Genomic DNA, 13,046 nt, shown 5'->3' with positions numbered 1-13,046 from the left:
CGGCGATGTCTCTACTGACCGCCCGGCTCCGCGGGAGCGAACTCAAGCCAGGGTGAGGAACAGCTTCTCGAGGTCGTCGAGGGAGAGGCGGTCTTCCGTCGACCCGGCGTCGTCGTCGTCCGCGAGGCACGTGCGCATCGCGGTGCTGACGATGGCGAACCCGGCCCGGTCGAGGGCTTTGCTCACGGCGGCGAGCTGGGTCACGACCGCGCGGCAGTCGCCGCCGGCCTCGACCGCGTCGATGACCGCTGTCAGTTGACCTCGCGCGCGCTTGAGGCGATTCGCCGTCTTGCGGATGGTCTCGGCATCGGTGTCGCTCACGAGCGGGTCCCTTCGGTGGCGGTGCGGCCGGCGAGCCAGGTGAGGTAGCCGCCGTCGAGGTTGCGGACGTCGTGGCCTGCCGCGGTGAGCAGGCGTGCCGCGGTGTGTCCGCGCTGTCCGACCTGGCAGTGTACGACGAGTGGCCCGTCGGGGAGGGCGACCTCCCCGCGCCGCAGCTCGTCGAGCGGGATCGCGACGCTGCCGGGGATCGCTCCCTCGGCGACCTCGGCGGGAGAACGGACGTCGATCAGTGTCACCCCCGCTTCCCGGGCGGCGTCGAGCTCGTGCCATTGCAGCGTGCGCGTCAGCCCGGCGCGAACGTTGTCGGCGACGTAGCCGAGTTGGTTGATGGCATCCTTCGCCGACCCGAAGGGAGGGGCGTAAGCGAGTTCGAGGCGCGACAGCGCCGAGGCGCGCACCCCCGTCTGCATCGCCAGCGCGAGGATGTCGATGCGGCGATCGACACCGCGGCCGCCGACGATCTGTGCGCCGAGGATGCGGTCGTCGACCGGGTCCACGAGCAGTTTCACCGCCATGCGTTCGGCCCCGGGGAAGTACCCGGCGTGGTCGGTCGGGTGCGTGTGCAGAACCCGATGCGGCCTGCCCTCGGTGCGCAGCCGCGCTTCGCTCGCGCCGACGGCCGCGATCACGAGCTCGAAGACCCGCAGGATGGCCACACCGGTCGCCGGTTCGGCCGGTTCGACGGCGTCGGTGCCGAGGACGATCGCGTCGGCAGCCGAGCGCCCGTGGCGGTTGGCCAGGCCTGCCATCGTGACCAGCGTCGGGGCGCCCGACACGGCGTCGGTCTTCTCGGCCGCGTCGCCGACGGCGAAGATGTGCGGATCGGAGGTGCGGTGCCACGCGTCGACGGCGATGCCCCCGGACGGCCCGAGTGCCACCCCGGCGGTGGCGGCGAGGGCGGTGTCGGGCCGGGTTCCCCGCGCGTCGATGACGAGATCGGCCTCGATCGCCGCGCCGGACGTCAGCGCGACGCCGGTCTCGGTGACCCGGGCGATCTCGTCGGAAAGGTGCAGCCCCACACCGCGCCCCCGGAGCTCGCTGACGAGCGGTCCGGCCATCTCGGTATCCAGCGGCCGGAAGGGAAGCGCTCCGCGGTGGACGAGCGAGACCTGGATGCCGCGGCGGGCGAGGTTCTCCACGGCCTCGAGGCCGATGAATCCGCCGCCGGCGACGACCGCGCGCGTCGCGCCGGACGAGAGGCTCCCGGCGATGCGGTCCACGTCCTCGATCGTGCGCAGGGTGACGACCGGAACGCCGTCGTCCGCGCCGGTCAGTGGGGCCGCCGGCAGCGACCCGGGCGAGAGGATGAGCGTGTCGTAGTCCAGGGACTCCTCGGCGCCGGTGGCCAGATCGCGGACCCGGACCGCGCGGGCGGCGCGATCGACGGCCACCACGTCGTGGCGGACCCGGACGTCGAGGGCGAAGCGCGACCGGAGGCTCTCGGGGGTCTGCACGAGCAGCGAAGAGCGTTCCTCGATCTCGCCGCCGACGTAGTACGGCAGTCCGCAGGACGCGAAGCTCACGTGCGGTCCGCGCTCGATGACGATGATCTCGTGCGCGTCGTCGAGTCGGCGCAGCCGCGTCGCGGCCGACATGCCGCCGGCCACGCCGCCGACGATGATCGTGCGCGGCACGGTCATCGACCGAAGAGGCGCGACCACAGTCCGCCTGTCTCGGTGCGCTCGTGCCCCGGGCAGCGGTCCGCGCGCGGCACTCCGGCCATGACGCTGTCCACGTGCTGGCCGCACCCGGCCCAGGTGGTCTTGCCGCAGGTGCGGCAAGTGACGGCTCGACACATGTCGATCTCCTTACGCTGTCGTGCCGCCAGTATAGCAATACCCCCGGGGGTATTACGGGGGCTATCTCCCCCGGTGCGCCGTCACGACGTCGGGGAGATCCGTCACCGGAACGATCACGATGTCCTCGACCTTCCAGTCCAGGGCGACGCACGCCTCACGTGCCTCGTCCAGCTGCGCGAGCGAGACGGTGCTGCCGCGGGGGACGACGAACGCCTCGATGTGGAAGACGTGTCCCTCGTCGCGGGCCCGGCTACCGGCCTCGCGCACCCAGTCGAAATCGGCGAGGACACTGTCGACACGGTCGGCGAGCGGGTGCGGCATCCGGTCGTCGAATGTCGTGGCCCTGGCATCCATCAGGTCGGTGATCGCGGCGACGAGGTTGCGCACGCCGTCGTGCACGATGCTCCCGGCGATGAACAGTGCCGCCGCGGCATCCAGCCACCACACCCCCAGACCGATCCCGCCTACACCGACGATCGTGCCGAGCGACGTCATCCAGTCGGCCTTGTTCATGTCGGCGTCGGCGTAGAGCACCTTGTCGTGCAGCTCGCGCGCCAGCCGCATCTTCATCCGCCCGAGGATCACCGGCGGCACGCCCGTGATCGCCATGACGGCGATCATCAGCCAGCCCAGCCACACGCTGTGCCCGAACAGCGCGACCGTCCCGATCGTGGGGTGCTCTGCTTTCAGCAGGCTCAGCCCCGACTCGACCACGAGGAATGTGCCCATTCCGGCGAGGGCGACCGCGGCGACGACGTGCCCGACCGCGACCGACCGGTGGTGCCCGTACGGATGCCGCGGGGTCGGGCGGCGCCGAACGGTGCGCACGGCCACGAGGAAGGCGATCGGCGGAATGAACGACAGCAGATCCTCGAACCACGCCGCCCGCATCGCCTGAGAGTTGCCGAGGACGAGAAGGACGAGAGTCGCCGTGACGACCAGTACTCCGATGGAGACCCACTCCAGCCGCTTCGCCCGGCGGAGGGCCTCCGCTTGAGCCGCGGGGAGTTCCGTCCGGCCGAACGTCACCGCCCTCGCGCTCATCGCGCACCCTCCTCGACGAGGAACGTCTCCAGCCGTGACAGGAAGGCGTTCTCCCCGAGCGGCACGAGCATGACGATCGGCGCGCGCGACCCGTCTCCCAGGGTCGCCTCGGCGTACGGGCGGCTGACGCCGGCATCCGCCGTCCACGGGGTGGCGTCGGTGAGGCCGGCCGCGACGACGTCGAGGTCGCCGTCCTTCAGCCCCCGCACGAGCGCTTCCTCGGAGCCGACGGTGAACTCCACGTCGGCATCGAGCGAGCGAGCGAAGGCGCGCAGTCGATCGACGTCGGTTCCGGCGACGCCCTCGGGTTCGACGCGCACCCACTCGCCGTTGGGGGAGACGCCCGCGCGCAGCACCCCGCCCTCGACCGCAGCGAGCGTGCCGTCGGGGTCGGCCGGGATCCGGATGCCGCACCCCGAGGCGGCCACGGCGAGAGAGATCGCGAACAGGAGCGCGGCGATTCTTCGACCGATCATGGGGTCCTTCCCGTCGGAGGACCCCCGATCATCTGTGCGCGGTCCCCGTTTGTCCACGGGGTTGTGCGAGCGCGGGACGAACCCCCGGCGCGTAGGGTGTCGTGCGTGGTGTCGTGGCGCGATCTCGTCTCGGTCGCCGTCGGCGGTGCGCTCGGCACGGCGGCGCGTGCCGGGCTGACCCTCGCGTTCGTGGGTGCCCTCGGGCCGGCCCTCGTGCCGATCATCAACGTCGTCGGAGCGTTCGCGATCGGCATCCTGTTCGGAATCCGCGCACGGATGCCGCGCTCGACCCGTGCCCAGCGGGCGCAGCTGTTCTTCGGGACCGGCGTGCTGGGTGGGTTCACCACCTACAGTGCGCTCGCGGTCGAATCCGCCGACCTCGCTTTGCTGTGGTGGGGTGCGGCGACGGTGGTGGTGGGGACCTTCGCGGCATGGATCGGCGTTCTGATCGGTCGCGGCGGGAAGGTGCGATGACGCCCCTGGTCTTCCTCGCGGTGGTCGTCGCCGGCGGGATCGGCGCGGCCCTCCGCTTCGCCCTCGACACGGCCATCCGCGCGCGGACCGGAGAGCGCTTCCCCTGGGGCATCCTGGTGGTGAACCTCACCGGTGCCCTGATCCTCGGGTTTGCGACCCCGCTTGCGGTCGACGAGGCGTGGCGCTGGATCATCGGCACCGGTCTCCTCGGCGGCTACACGACCTTCAGCGCCGTCGCGGTGACCACCGCTCTCCTGGCCGAAGAGGGCCGCACGCGTGCCGCGCTCTCGTATGCGGTGGTCTCGTTCGTCGGATCCGTGCTCGCGGCAGCCCTCGGTCTCACCCTCGGTCACGCCCTCTGAGCGGCCTCCTGCGCTGAGCGCGCATGGAATACTTGGTCTGGATACAGTCCTGTATCGAACGGCTGCCCTCGGCATCCGTCGTCGGTCGACCCGAAGGGCCCCGCGTGTCGTATCTGGCCGTCCTCAGCCTGCGCAATCGCGCGCTCATCGCCCTCGTCACGATCGTCGCCGCGGTGTTCGGCGGTCTCGCCCTGACGAACCTCAAGCAGGAGCTCATCCCCTCGATCGAGTTCCCGCAGCTCGCGGTCGTCACGACCTACCCGGGCGCCTCGCCCGAGGTCGTCGAAGCCGACGTGTCGACGCGGATCGAGGGCGCGATCCGCGGTGTCGACGGGCTGGAGTCCACCACCGCCACGAGCACTACGAACTCCTCGATCGTGTCGGCATCGTTCACGTACGGCACCGATCTGGCCGCCGCGCAGCAGAAGATCCTCGCCGCGATCGCCCGCATCAAGGATCAACTGCCCGAGTCGGCCGACACGACCGTGGCCTCGGCCAGCATCGACGACTTCCCCGTGATCCAGTTGGCCGTCACCGGCTACTCGGACGCCCAGACGATCCAGGCGACGCTGGAGTCGACCGTCGTCCCCGCCCTCGAGGACGTCGACGGCGTCAATGCCGCCCAGGTGGTCGGCGGCACCGGTCAGCGCGTCACGATCACCCCCGACCCCGGCCGACTCGGCGACCGCGGCTACAGCCAGCAGGCGATCACGGACGCCCTCGACGCCAACGGCATCCTCTTCCCCGGTGGCTCGGTCACCGAGGGGGATCAGACGCTGACGGTGCAGACCGGCGCGAAGCTGACCAGCGTCGACGAGATCGCGGCGCTGCCGCTCGTCCCCACCGACGCCGCGCAGATCGCGGCCGGCACCACCACGATCGGCGACGTCGCGGCCGTCGCGCAGCAGACCGACCCCGTGACGACCCTGTCGCGCGTGAACGGCGAACCGGCGCTCACGATCGCGGTCACCAAGCTGCCCGCCGCCAACACCGTCGACGTCTCGCGCGGCGTCCTGGCCGCGATTCCCGACCTCGAAGCCTCGCTCGGCGGAGCCACCTTCACGGTCGTCTTCGACCAGGCGCCCTTCGTCGAGCAGTCGATCGAGGCTCTCGCGCAAGAGGGTCTTCTCGGCCTCGCGTTCGCGGTCGTGATCATCCTCATCTTCCTGATGTCGGTGCGCTCAACCCTCGTCACCGCGATCTCGATCCCCACGAGCGTGCTCGCCACCTTCATCGGGCTGCAGGCCTTCGGGTACTCCCTCAACGTCCTGACCCTCGGGGCGCTCACGATCGCCATCGGTCGCGTCGTGGACGACTCGATCGTCGTGATCGAGAACATCAAGAGGCACTACGTCGGCGACGCGGACAAGATCCCCACGATCATCCGCGCCGTGCGCGAAGTGGCCGCCGCCATCACGGCATCCACGATCACCTCGGTCGCGGTGTTCCTCCCCATCGCTTTCGTCGGCGATGTCACCGGAGAGCTCTTCCGGCCGTTCTCGCTCACCGTCACGATCGCGATGGCCGCCTCGCTGCTGGTCTCGCTCACGATCGTGCCCGTGCTGGCGTCGTGGTTCCTCAAACCCGGCAAGGTGATCCGGGATGCCGAGGGCAACCCCGTCGATCCGGAGTCGCCGAGCGCCCCGCCCTCGCGCCTGCAGAAGGCGTACGTGCCCGTGCTGAGCTGGACGCTGCGGCACTCGTGGGTCACCCTCGGCCTGGCCGTGCTCGTCCTGGCCGGGACAGTGGCATCCGTTCCCCTGCTCAAGACCGACTTCCTCGGCGACTCGGGCCAGAACACCTTCACCGTGACCCAGAAGATCGGTTCCGCTCCGAGCCTCACCGCCGAGGACGCCGCCGCGCAGCGCGTGGAGACCGTGTTGCGCGACGTGCCGGGCGTCGAGACGGTGCAGACCTCGATCGGCTCCAGCGGCTCAGCCCTGCGTGACGCGTTCTCCGGCGGTGGTTCGGGCATCACGTACTCCATCACCTCCGAGGCCGGTGTCGACCAGGTCGACCTGCGCGAGCGAGTGCGCACCGCCGTGTCCGACATCACCGATGCCGGCGAGATCGAGGTGAGCGCCCAGGGCAGCGGCTTCGGGTCCACCGACATCACCGTCGACGTCACCGCGGCCGACGGGCAGGCGCTGCAACAGGCCGCCGACGCGGTGGTCTCGGGACTCCAGGGCCGCGACGGCATCGGCCAGGTCTCCAGCAGCCTGTCGGCCTCGCTGCCGTTCGTCTCGGTGCGGGTCGATCGGGATGCCGCCGCCGAGCGCGGCCTGTCGGAGCGCACGGTGGGCGCGCTGGTGTCGGGTGCGATGCAGCCGCGTCAGGCGGGCACGGTCGAGATCGACGGGCGCGGTCTCAGCGTGTACATCGCCTCGGACAACCCGCCCACGACGATCGACACGCTGCGGGCGCTGGAGATCCCGACGGCGCGCGGCACCGTGCGCCTCGACGAGATCGCGACGGTCGAGACGAGCCAGACGCCCCCGAGCATCACGACCGCGCGGGGCCTGCGCACCGCCACGGTCACCGTCACACCGACCACGGACGACCTCGGCAGCTCCTCGACGAGTGTGCGCGAGGCTCTCGCCGACGTGTCGCTGCCCGACGGGGCGACCGCAGAACTCGGCGGGGTCGTGACCGATCAGCAGGACGCCTTCAGTCAGCTCGGTCTGGCGCTCCTGGCGGCGATCCTCATCGTGTACGTGGTGATGGTGGCGACCTTCAAGTCGCTGCGGCAGCCCCTCGAGCTGCTCGTCTCGGTGCCGTTCGCGGCCACCGGAGCCATCCTCATGCTGCTGGTGACCGGGGTGCCGCTCGGTGTCGCCGGCATGATCGGCGCCCTGATGCTCGTGGGCATCGTCGTCACGAACGCCATCGTCCTGATCGACCTGGTGAATCAGTACCGCGCGCGGGGGCTCAGTGTGTTCGAGGCCACGATCGTCGGCGGTTCACGGCGACTCCGCCCGATCCTCATGACCGCGCTCGCCGCGATCTTCGCGCTCGTGCCGATGGCGCTGGGCATCACCGGACACGGTGGGTTCATCTCGCAGCCGCTGGCCGTCGTGGTGATCGGCGGGCTCGTGTCGTCGACGTTCCTGACACTCCTCGTGCTGCCGACGCTGTACAACCTCGTCGAGGGAGCGCGGGAGCGGCGGATCGCCCGACGCGCGGCGCGGTCGACGGCCGACGCAGGCGAGGCGGAGTCGACGAGGGGCGAGCAGGAGCCGACGACGGACGAGCACCCGCTGAGCCGACGAGAGCTGCGCGAGCGCCACTGACGAGGACCGGCCGGCGCCGCACGACGCAGACACGCGAGCGGCGCGCCGGACGGGTGTCGAGGGCCGCCGTGCCAGACATGACGGTGCGGCGGGTGAGGGCGGTGAGGGGCGCGGCCGGGCGCGAGGCGAAGGCCGCCGCGACGGCGGTGCGGACCCGGGAGGGCACCCGCTCCTGCTGCGTGGTCTCGACGGCGGGCTCCCGACGTGCCGCGGAGCCGGCGAGGCACTGCGTGAAGACGCCCGACCACGCGAACATCGCGCTGAAGGCGATGACCTCGAACAGCGCGAGGTTGATCGTCGCGGTGACGAAGAGCCACGCGCCGGCGAAGAGGAAGACGAAGACGAGCGAGGTCGTCAGGACCAGGCGCTTCGGCAGCCGGTGCAGCAGGAACGGCGAGGTGAGCAGCAGCGCGGCGAAGCCGAGCACCATCATCCCGGCGACCTTGTCGTGCAGATCCTTGTCGGTGTTGAGGGGGACGCACCCGACCAGCGCGAGATTCACGCCGATCACCGTCAGGAACAGCGCCGACGCCGTCGCGGCACCGCGGCGACCGGCCCGGCGTCCGAGGCGGCGCAGATCACGGCGCACCCGCACGGCGAAGACGACGACGAGTGACCCGCCGACCTTGAGCGTGGTGTTGAAGAACGCCGCCGAGAGGTCGCCGAACGTGCCCAGCTGGCTGAAGTGCAGCTGCCACCACAGCGGGTCGCTCGTCGTGAGGATCGAGGCGAGGATGCCGCCCACCAGCACGACGAGCACGAGCCCGGCGAGGTGCATGGTGGGGATGTCGTCGACACGACGCAGGACGCGTCGCCCGAGGGCGGGGAAGAAGGCAGAAGGGACGGCGGGACGGACCGCGATGCTCATCTCGGGCACTTTCGTCATGGACGGATCGGGCGTCCCCCCACACCGCGGAACACCCAGCCCCCGTCGGCTCATTCGGGTTTGAGCCGAGGGAACGATGGTCCTCGGTCTCCCCGGCGGCGACGGAATCCGTCAAGGGAAGGATAACTTTCCGGGCGCCCTCATAGGAAAGGTCTTGCCTGCGAATTCCCCAGATCGTAAGCGGAATTCCTTGTCCCCCATTTGGGGGACAAAATGCTCATCCGCGGTATGTGATGCCCCATTCGCGACGAATTTCTTCGCCCGGTTCGAGCGAGAGGAGACCGACTCCGGTCGCGAACGCGTTCGCCGGGGCGGTCATGGGTTCGATGGCCACGGCCAGCGGATTCCCGGGATAGCGGTCGGTCGTGAAGACCTGCGCCCACTCGAATCCGGCGTCCTGCCACAGTTCGACACGCCGACCGTCGGGAGCGGTGAGCGTGTGGCGCGCCCGACCCTCGGCATCCCGCTCCAAACCGCGATAGGCGTTGTCGAGGGCCACGTCGCCGAGGCGTCGACCCGTCCGCAGGTCGGTGGCGTCGTCGACGGGCACCTCGTCGATCGGAAGCTTGCGCTCATCGAGCACGAGGGTCGACGTCCCGCTCGAGCGGATGACCAGATCGACCGTGGGGACCCCGCCGATCTGCAGGTAGGGGTGGACGCCGAGCGCCACCGGCGCGGTCTCGGCGCCGACGTTCTCGATGTCGTGGACCACGTGCAGGCCGTCAGCGAGGAGCGTGAAGGTCACGCGCGTGCGCAAGTGGAAGAGATACCCCGTCTGCGGCACGACGTCGGCCCCGAGCACGACGCGCTCGTCGGAGGTCTCGAGGGCGGTGTACGCCCCGAAGCGCAGCAGCCCGTGACTGGCGTTGCCGAGTGCGGGCTCGCTGATCGAGAGCTGCCGCTCCACTCCGCCGAAGGAGTACTTGCCGTCACGGATGCGATTCGGCCACGGCACGAGAACGACCCCGGATGCCGCGGGCGTGGGCACGTCGTCCGCGTAGCGCGGCACGAGGTCGACGCCGTCGACCGTCAGGGCGCGCAGCGCCGCGCCCACCTGGGCGATCTCGGCGGTGGAGTGCGGGCCGCGAAGGCGGAAGCGGTGGCCGGTGGGGTCGGCGGTCATGACGTGGCCTTTCGAGAGCGGGGCGGGGCTTGCAACCAGGGTCGCAGGACACGCGTCACCCAGGGAAGCACCGCGTAGGTCATCACCGGGGTGAGCAGCAGTGTGGTGGCCAGCACGCGCAGCGGCAGCGGGATCTCGGCGAACCCCGGCACGAACCCGAGCAGCCAACTGGCCAGGAGATTGGTGGGGAAGAAACCCACCCAGATCGTCACGGCCTGCTTCCACCGCGGCGGCGCGGGCGGCACCGGTTGCTGGACCGGCGAGGTCGTGGCATCCGTGGGGGTGAGGACGGAACCGAACGCGGCGTCGAACCATCCCTCGATGCCCGTGCGACGCTCGACCCGCTCCTCGCGGGCGAAGGGGCGGCCCGAATCGAGCCACCACTGCCGCTGCGATGACGTCTCCCACTCCTCGAGGGTGGTGATGTCGCGGAAGCGGTACAGCATGTACCAGAGATCGCTGTCTTCGCCCGCGCGCACCCACCCCGAGCCGAGGAAGCCCGGGAAAGCGGTCGCGAGGTCGGTGCCGGCCTGCATCCAGGAGGTCGCTTCGGCGGTGCGCGTCGGGTCGATGCGCCGCTCGATCGCCACCGTGATGGGGTGGGCGTCGGTGTCTGCCATGCGTCCATCTTCGTGGAGGGAGGGGTGTCGCGCAGGGAGGTGTGTCGCGCGCGGGCTGCGACGAGCGGTCGCCTCGGTTCCGTCGCTCCCGGAGAGCCTCGTCTCACTTATGACGGAGCGTGTCCCACTTCTTGCCGTCTGAGCGCCGCCGAGGCGGCAACAAGTGGGACGAGCCTCGACGATGGAGACATGGATGCCATTCACAGGGGCGACCTGTAACGTTGACAGGTCGGCTCTGGACACCGCACCGTGTGCGGATGGGTTTGTGAGTCCAAGGGGCCGATGGAGAGAACGCGATCGCGTCTCGACCATCACTAGTGAATGGCCCCCGGCCGACGGATGTCCGGGTTCGCACCGCCGTGCGCGGTGCCGCTGTTTCGCGCAAACAGAACCCAGAAGGACACCCCATGCCCAAGAACAAGAAGCCCGCCGGCGGTCGCGCCGCGAAGAACTTCGAGCCGCGCTACGGCGCGAAGACCTCGTTCCAGGACCGCAAGCGCCGCCCCGACGGTGCCGATGCCGCCAAGCCCGGCAGCAAGAGCCCCAGCCACCGCGGTTACCGCGCCCCCGAGGCCGACGCCGCTCCCGTGAAGCGCCGCTGGACCGCGAATGACCGCGTCGGCCGCGACGAGGCTCACGGCATCCGCAGCCAGGCGCGTGGCGACGACCGTTACTCCCGTCCCGAGCGGGATGCCGCGCCCCGCGGCCGCGACGAGCGCCCCGCGCGTTCGTTCGACCGGAACGACCGCCCCGCGCGCGATGACCGTCCGGCACGTTCGTTCGACCGGAACGAGCGTCCCGCGCGGTCCTTCGACCGTGACGAGCGTCCCGCTCGTTCCTTCGACCGGAACGACCGCCCTGCTCGGTCCTTCGACCGGAGCGATCGTCCGGCACGTGACGACCGCCCCGCTCGTTCGTTCGATCGGAACGACCGTCCGGCGCGTTCGTTCGATCGCAACGACCGCCCGGCTCGGTCGTTCGATCGCAACGACCGCCAGGCGCGTTCGTTCGATCGGAACGATCGTCCCGCTCGTTCGTTCGATCGTCCGGCGCGCGACGATCGTCCCGCCCGCTCCTTCGACCGCAACGATCGCCCCGCGCGTTCGTTCGACCGGAACGACCGGCCCGCGCGTTCGTTCGACCGGAGCGACCGCCCCGTGCGTGACGACCGTCCGGCCCGCTCCTTCGACCGCAACGAGCGCCCCGCCCGCTCCTTCGACGACCGTCCCGCGCGTTCGTTCGACCGTAGCGACCGTCCGGCCCGCTCCTTCGACGACCGGCCGCGCCGGGACGACCGTCCCCGTCGCACCGACGGTCCGAACCGCGCCGACTGGAACGCCACCCCGAAGCGCTCGGCCGAGCACGAGCAGCGCGTCGACGTCGTGCACGAGCGTCTTCAGGCGGAGGCCGTGGATGCCGGGACCGTGACCGGTGCCGGCTTCGCCGAGCTGGGCCTGGGCGACAACATCGTCCGCGCGCTCGCCGGTCTCGGGGCTGCGACCCCCTTCCCGATCCAGGCGGCGACGGTCGCCCCGATCCTCGAGGGCCGCGACGTCCTCGCCCGCGGCCGTACCGGCTCCGGCAAGACCATCGCGTTCGGCGCCCCGCTGGTCGAGAGCATTCTGCGTGCTCAGGCCGGACAGCGTCGGGAGTTCGGCCGCTCGCCGAAGGCCCTGATCCTCGCCCCCACGCGCGAGCTCGCGCTGCAGATCGACCGCACCGTGCAGACCATCGCGCGCAGCGTCGGTCTGTTCACGACGCAGGTCTACGGCGGTGTGCCGCAGGCGCGTCAGGTCGGTGCGCTGAAGAAGGGCGTCGACATCGTCATCGGCACCCCGGGTCGCATCGAGGATCTGCTCAACCAGGGCAAGCTCGACCTGTCCGACGTCAGCATCGCGGTTCTCGACGAGGCCGACCACATGTGCGAGCTCGGCTTCCTCGAGCCCGTGCAGCGGATCCTCCGCGCGACCGCCGAGGGCAGCCAGAAGCTCCTCTTCTCGGCCACCCTCGACCGCGAGGTCGCGGCCCTCGTCGACGAGTTCCTCGTCGAGCCGGCCGTCTACGAGGTCGCCGGTGAAGACCAGGACTCGGGCACCATCGAGCACCGCGTGCTCGTGATCGAGCACCGCGACAAGGCCGACATCCTCGGCTCGCTCGTCGACCGCGAGGGCAAGACCCTCGTGTTCGCCCGCACCCGCGCGTACGCCGAGATGCTCGCCGAGCAGTTCGACGAGGCCGGTATCGCCGCCGTCGCCCTCCACGGTGACCTCAACCAGCAGAAGCGCACCCGCAACCTCGAGAAGCTCACCTCGGGCCGCGTCAACGTGCTCGTCGCCACGGACGTCGCCGCGCGCGGCATCCACGTCGACGACATCGACCTGGTCATCCAGGCCGACGCCCCCGACGAGTACAAGACGTACCTGCACCGCTCCGGTCGCACGGGCCGCGCCGGTCGCCGGGGGACGGTCGTCACGCTGATCACGCGTCAGCGTCGTCGTCGCATGACCGAGATGCTCGAGCGTGCCGAAATCGCGGCGCCGTTCGAGGAGACGCAGCTCGGCGACGACGTCCTCGAGGAGCTGGCGGGTCGTCAGGTCTCGAACGTCACGTCCTGACGTCCCGTTGAACGC

At 70.6% G+C, this 13,046-nt stretch carries 11 protein-coding genes and 1 pseudogene; 4 read left to right on the top strand and 8 right to left on the bottom strand.

Going from position 1 to position 13,046, the window contains the following annotated elements; translation table 11 throughout:
• Window positions 1-42 precede the first annotated feature (42 nt).
• From AC3E6M_RS16435 to AC3E6M_RS16415, 5 genes are all read right to left on the bottom strand, one after another.
• On the bottom strand, window positions 43-321 hold the full coding sequence (locus tag AC3E6M_RS16435) for a metal-sensitive transcriptional regulator (RefSeq protein WP_138174979.1): 279 nt from the start codon (window positions 319-321) through the stop codon (window positions 43-45).
• Entirely contained in the window at window positions 318-1,982 is a 1,665-nt protein-coding gene (locus AC3E6M_RS16430) for an FAD-dependent oxidoreductase (protein WP_490530541.1), read from the bottom strand. The genes AC3E6M_RS16435 and AC3E6M_RS16430 overlap by 4 nt, the downstream gene beginning before the upstream one ends.
• A complete protein-coding gene (locus AC3E6M_RS16425) occupies window positions 1,979-2,140 on the bottom strand; it encodes a DUF8730 family Cys-rich protein (RefSeq protein WP_490530540.1) in 162 nt (53 codons plus the stop codon). Before AC3E6M_RS16425 ends, AC3E6M_RS16430 begins: the two co-directional genes overlap by 4 nt.
• Before the next feature lie 61 nt (window positions 2,141-2,201).
• Window positions 2,202-3,185: a cation efflux transmembrane domain-containing protein gene (locus AC3E6M_RS16420; RefSeq protein WP_490530539.1), complete on the bottom strand. Its 984-nt coding sequence runs from the start codon at window positions 3,183-3,185 to the stop codon at window positions 2,202-2,204.
• Window positions 3,182-3,661, bottom strand: coding sequence for a transporter substrate-binding domain-containing protein (locus tag AC3E6M_RS16415; protein WP_490530538.1), 480 nt, complete (start codon window positions 3,659-3,661; stop codon window positions 3,182-3,184). The genes AC3E6M_RS16420 and AC3E6M_RS16415 overlap by 4 nt, the downstream gene beginning before the upstream one ends.
• Window positions 3,662-3,766: 105 nt before the next feature.
• Between AC3E6M_RS16415 and AC3E6M_RS16410 the strand changes: the two genes are divergently transcribed.
• The 3 genes from AC3E6M_RS16410 to AC3E6M_RS16400 all read left to right on the top strand — a co-directional run bounded on the left by AC3E6M_RS16410 (window position 3,767) and on the right by AC3E6M_RS16400 (window position 7,787).
• Entirely contained in the window at window positions 3,767-4,135 is a 369-nt protein-coding gene (locus AC3E6M_RS16410) for a fluoride efflux transporter FluC (RefSeq protein WP_171024278.1), read from the top strand.
• Window positions 4,132-4,497, top strand: a complete 366-nt coding sequence (gene crcB, locus AC3E6M_RS16405; RefSeq protein ID WP_138174989.1) for a fluoride efflux transporter CrcB — start codon at window positions 4,132-4,134, stop codon at window positions 4,495-4,497. The genes AC3E6M_RS16410 and crcB overlap by 4 nt, the downstream gene beginning before the upstream one ends.
• Window positions 4,498-4,601: 104 nt before the next feature.
• Window positions 4,602-7,787 carry an efflux RND transporter permease subunit gene (locus AC3E6M_RS16400; RefSeq protein WP_490530537.1) on the top strand — a complete coding sequence of 1,062 codons (3,186 nt, stop codon included), beginning with the start codon at window positions 4,602-4,604 and terminating at the stop codon, window positions 7,785-7,787.
• Between the two features lie 292 nt (window positions 7,788-8,079).
• On the opposite strand, the pseudogene AC3E6M_RS16395 reads toward AC3E6M_RS16400, so the two are convergent.
• The 3 genes and pseudogenes from AC3E6M_RS16395 to AC3E6M_RS16385 all read right to left on the bottom strand — a co-directional run.
• Window positions 8,080-8,565: pseudogene (locus tag AC3E6M_RS16395) on the bottom strand (DUF998 domain-containing protein); the annotation flags it as partial.
• A gap of 325 nt (window positions 8,566-8,890) precedes the next feature.
• Window positions 8,891-9,796, bottom strand: coding sequence for an aldose 1-epimerase family protein (locus tag AC3E6M_RS16390; RefSeq protein WP_138174995.1), 906 nt, complete (start codon window positions 9,794-9,796; stop codon window positions 8,891-8,893).
• Entirely contained in the window at window positions 9,793-10,416 is a 624-nt protein-coding gene (locus tag AC3E6M_RS16385) for an antibiotic biosynthesis monooxygenase (protein ID WP_138174997.1), read from the bottom strand. Before AC3E6M_RS16385 ends, AC3E6M_RS16390 begins: the two co-directional genes overlap by 4 nt.
• A 407-nt stretch (window positions 10,417-10,823) precedes the next feature.
• On the opposite strand from AC3E6M_RS16385, the gene AC3E6M_RS16380 reads away from it, so the two are divergent.
• Window positions 10,824-13,031 (top strand): DEAD/DEAH box helicase, encoded by a 2,208-nt coding sequence (locus tag AC3E6M_RS16380; RefSeq protein ID WP_490530536.1) that lies wholly within the window; start codon window positions 10,824-10,826, stop codon window positions 13,029-13,031.
• Window positions 13,032-13,046: the final 15 nt, after the last annotated feature.

Source organism: Microbacterium sp. SCPM-O-B-15248 (M128) (assembly GCF_058214835.1).
The sequence above is the reverse complement of the archived record's forward strand: the minus strand, read 5'-3'. Positions and strand labels throughout refer to the sequence as shown.

Coding starts and splice junctions, on each gene's coding strand:
- AC3E6M_RS16430 (WP_490530541.1), bottom strand. CDS start 1,982: ATGACCGTGCCGCGCACGATCATCGTCGGCGGCGTGGCCGGCGGCATG.
- AC3E6M_RS16425 (WP_490530540.1), bottom strand. CDS start 2,140: ATGTGTCGAGCCGTCACTTGCCGCACCTGCGGCAAGACCACCTGGGCC.
- AC3E6M_RS16420 (WP_490530539.1), bottom strand. CDS start 3,185: ATGAGCGCGAGGGCGGTGACGTTCGGCCGGACGGAACTCCCCGCGGCT.
- AC3E6M_RS16415 (WP_490530538.1), bottom strand. CDS start 3,661: ATGATCGGTCGAAGAATCGCCGCGCTCCTGTTCGCGATCTCTCTCGCC.
- crcB (WP_138174989.1), top strand. CDS start 4,132: ATGACGCCCCTGGTCTTCCTCGCGGTGGTCGTCGCCGGCGGGATCGGC.
- AC3E6M_RS16390 (WP_138174995.1), bottom strand. CDS start 9,796: ATGACCGCCGACCCCACCGGCCACCGCTTCCGCCTTCGCGGCCCGCAC.
- AC3E6M_RS16385 (WP_138174997.1), bottom strand. CDS start 10,416: ATGGCAGACACCGACGCCCACCCCATCACGGTGGCGATCGAGCGGCGC.
- AC3E6M_RS16380 (WP_490530536.1), top strand. CDS start 10,824: ATGCCCAAGAACAAGAAGCCCGCCGGCGGTCGCGCCGCGAAGAACTTC.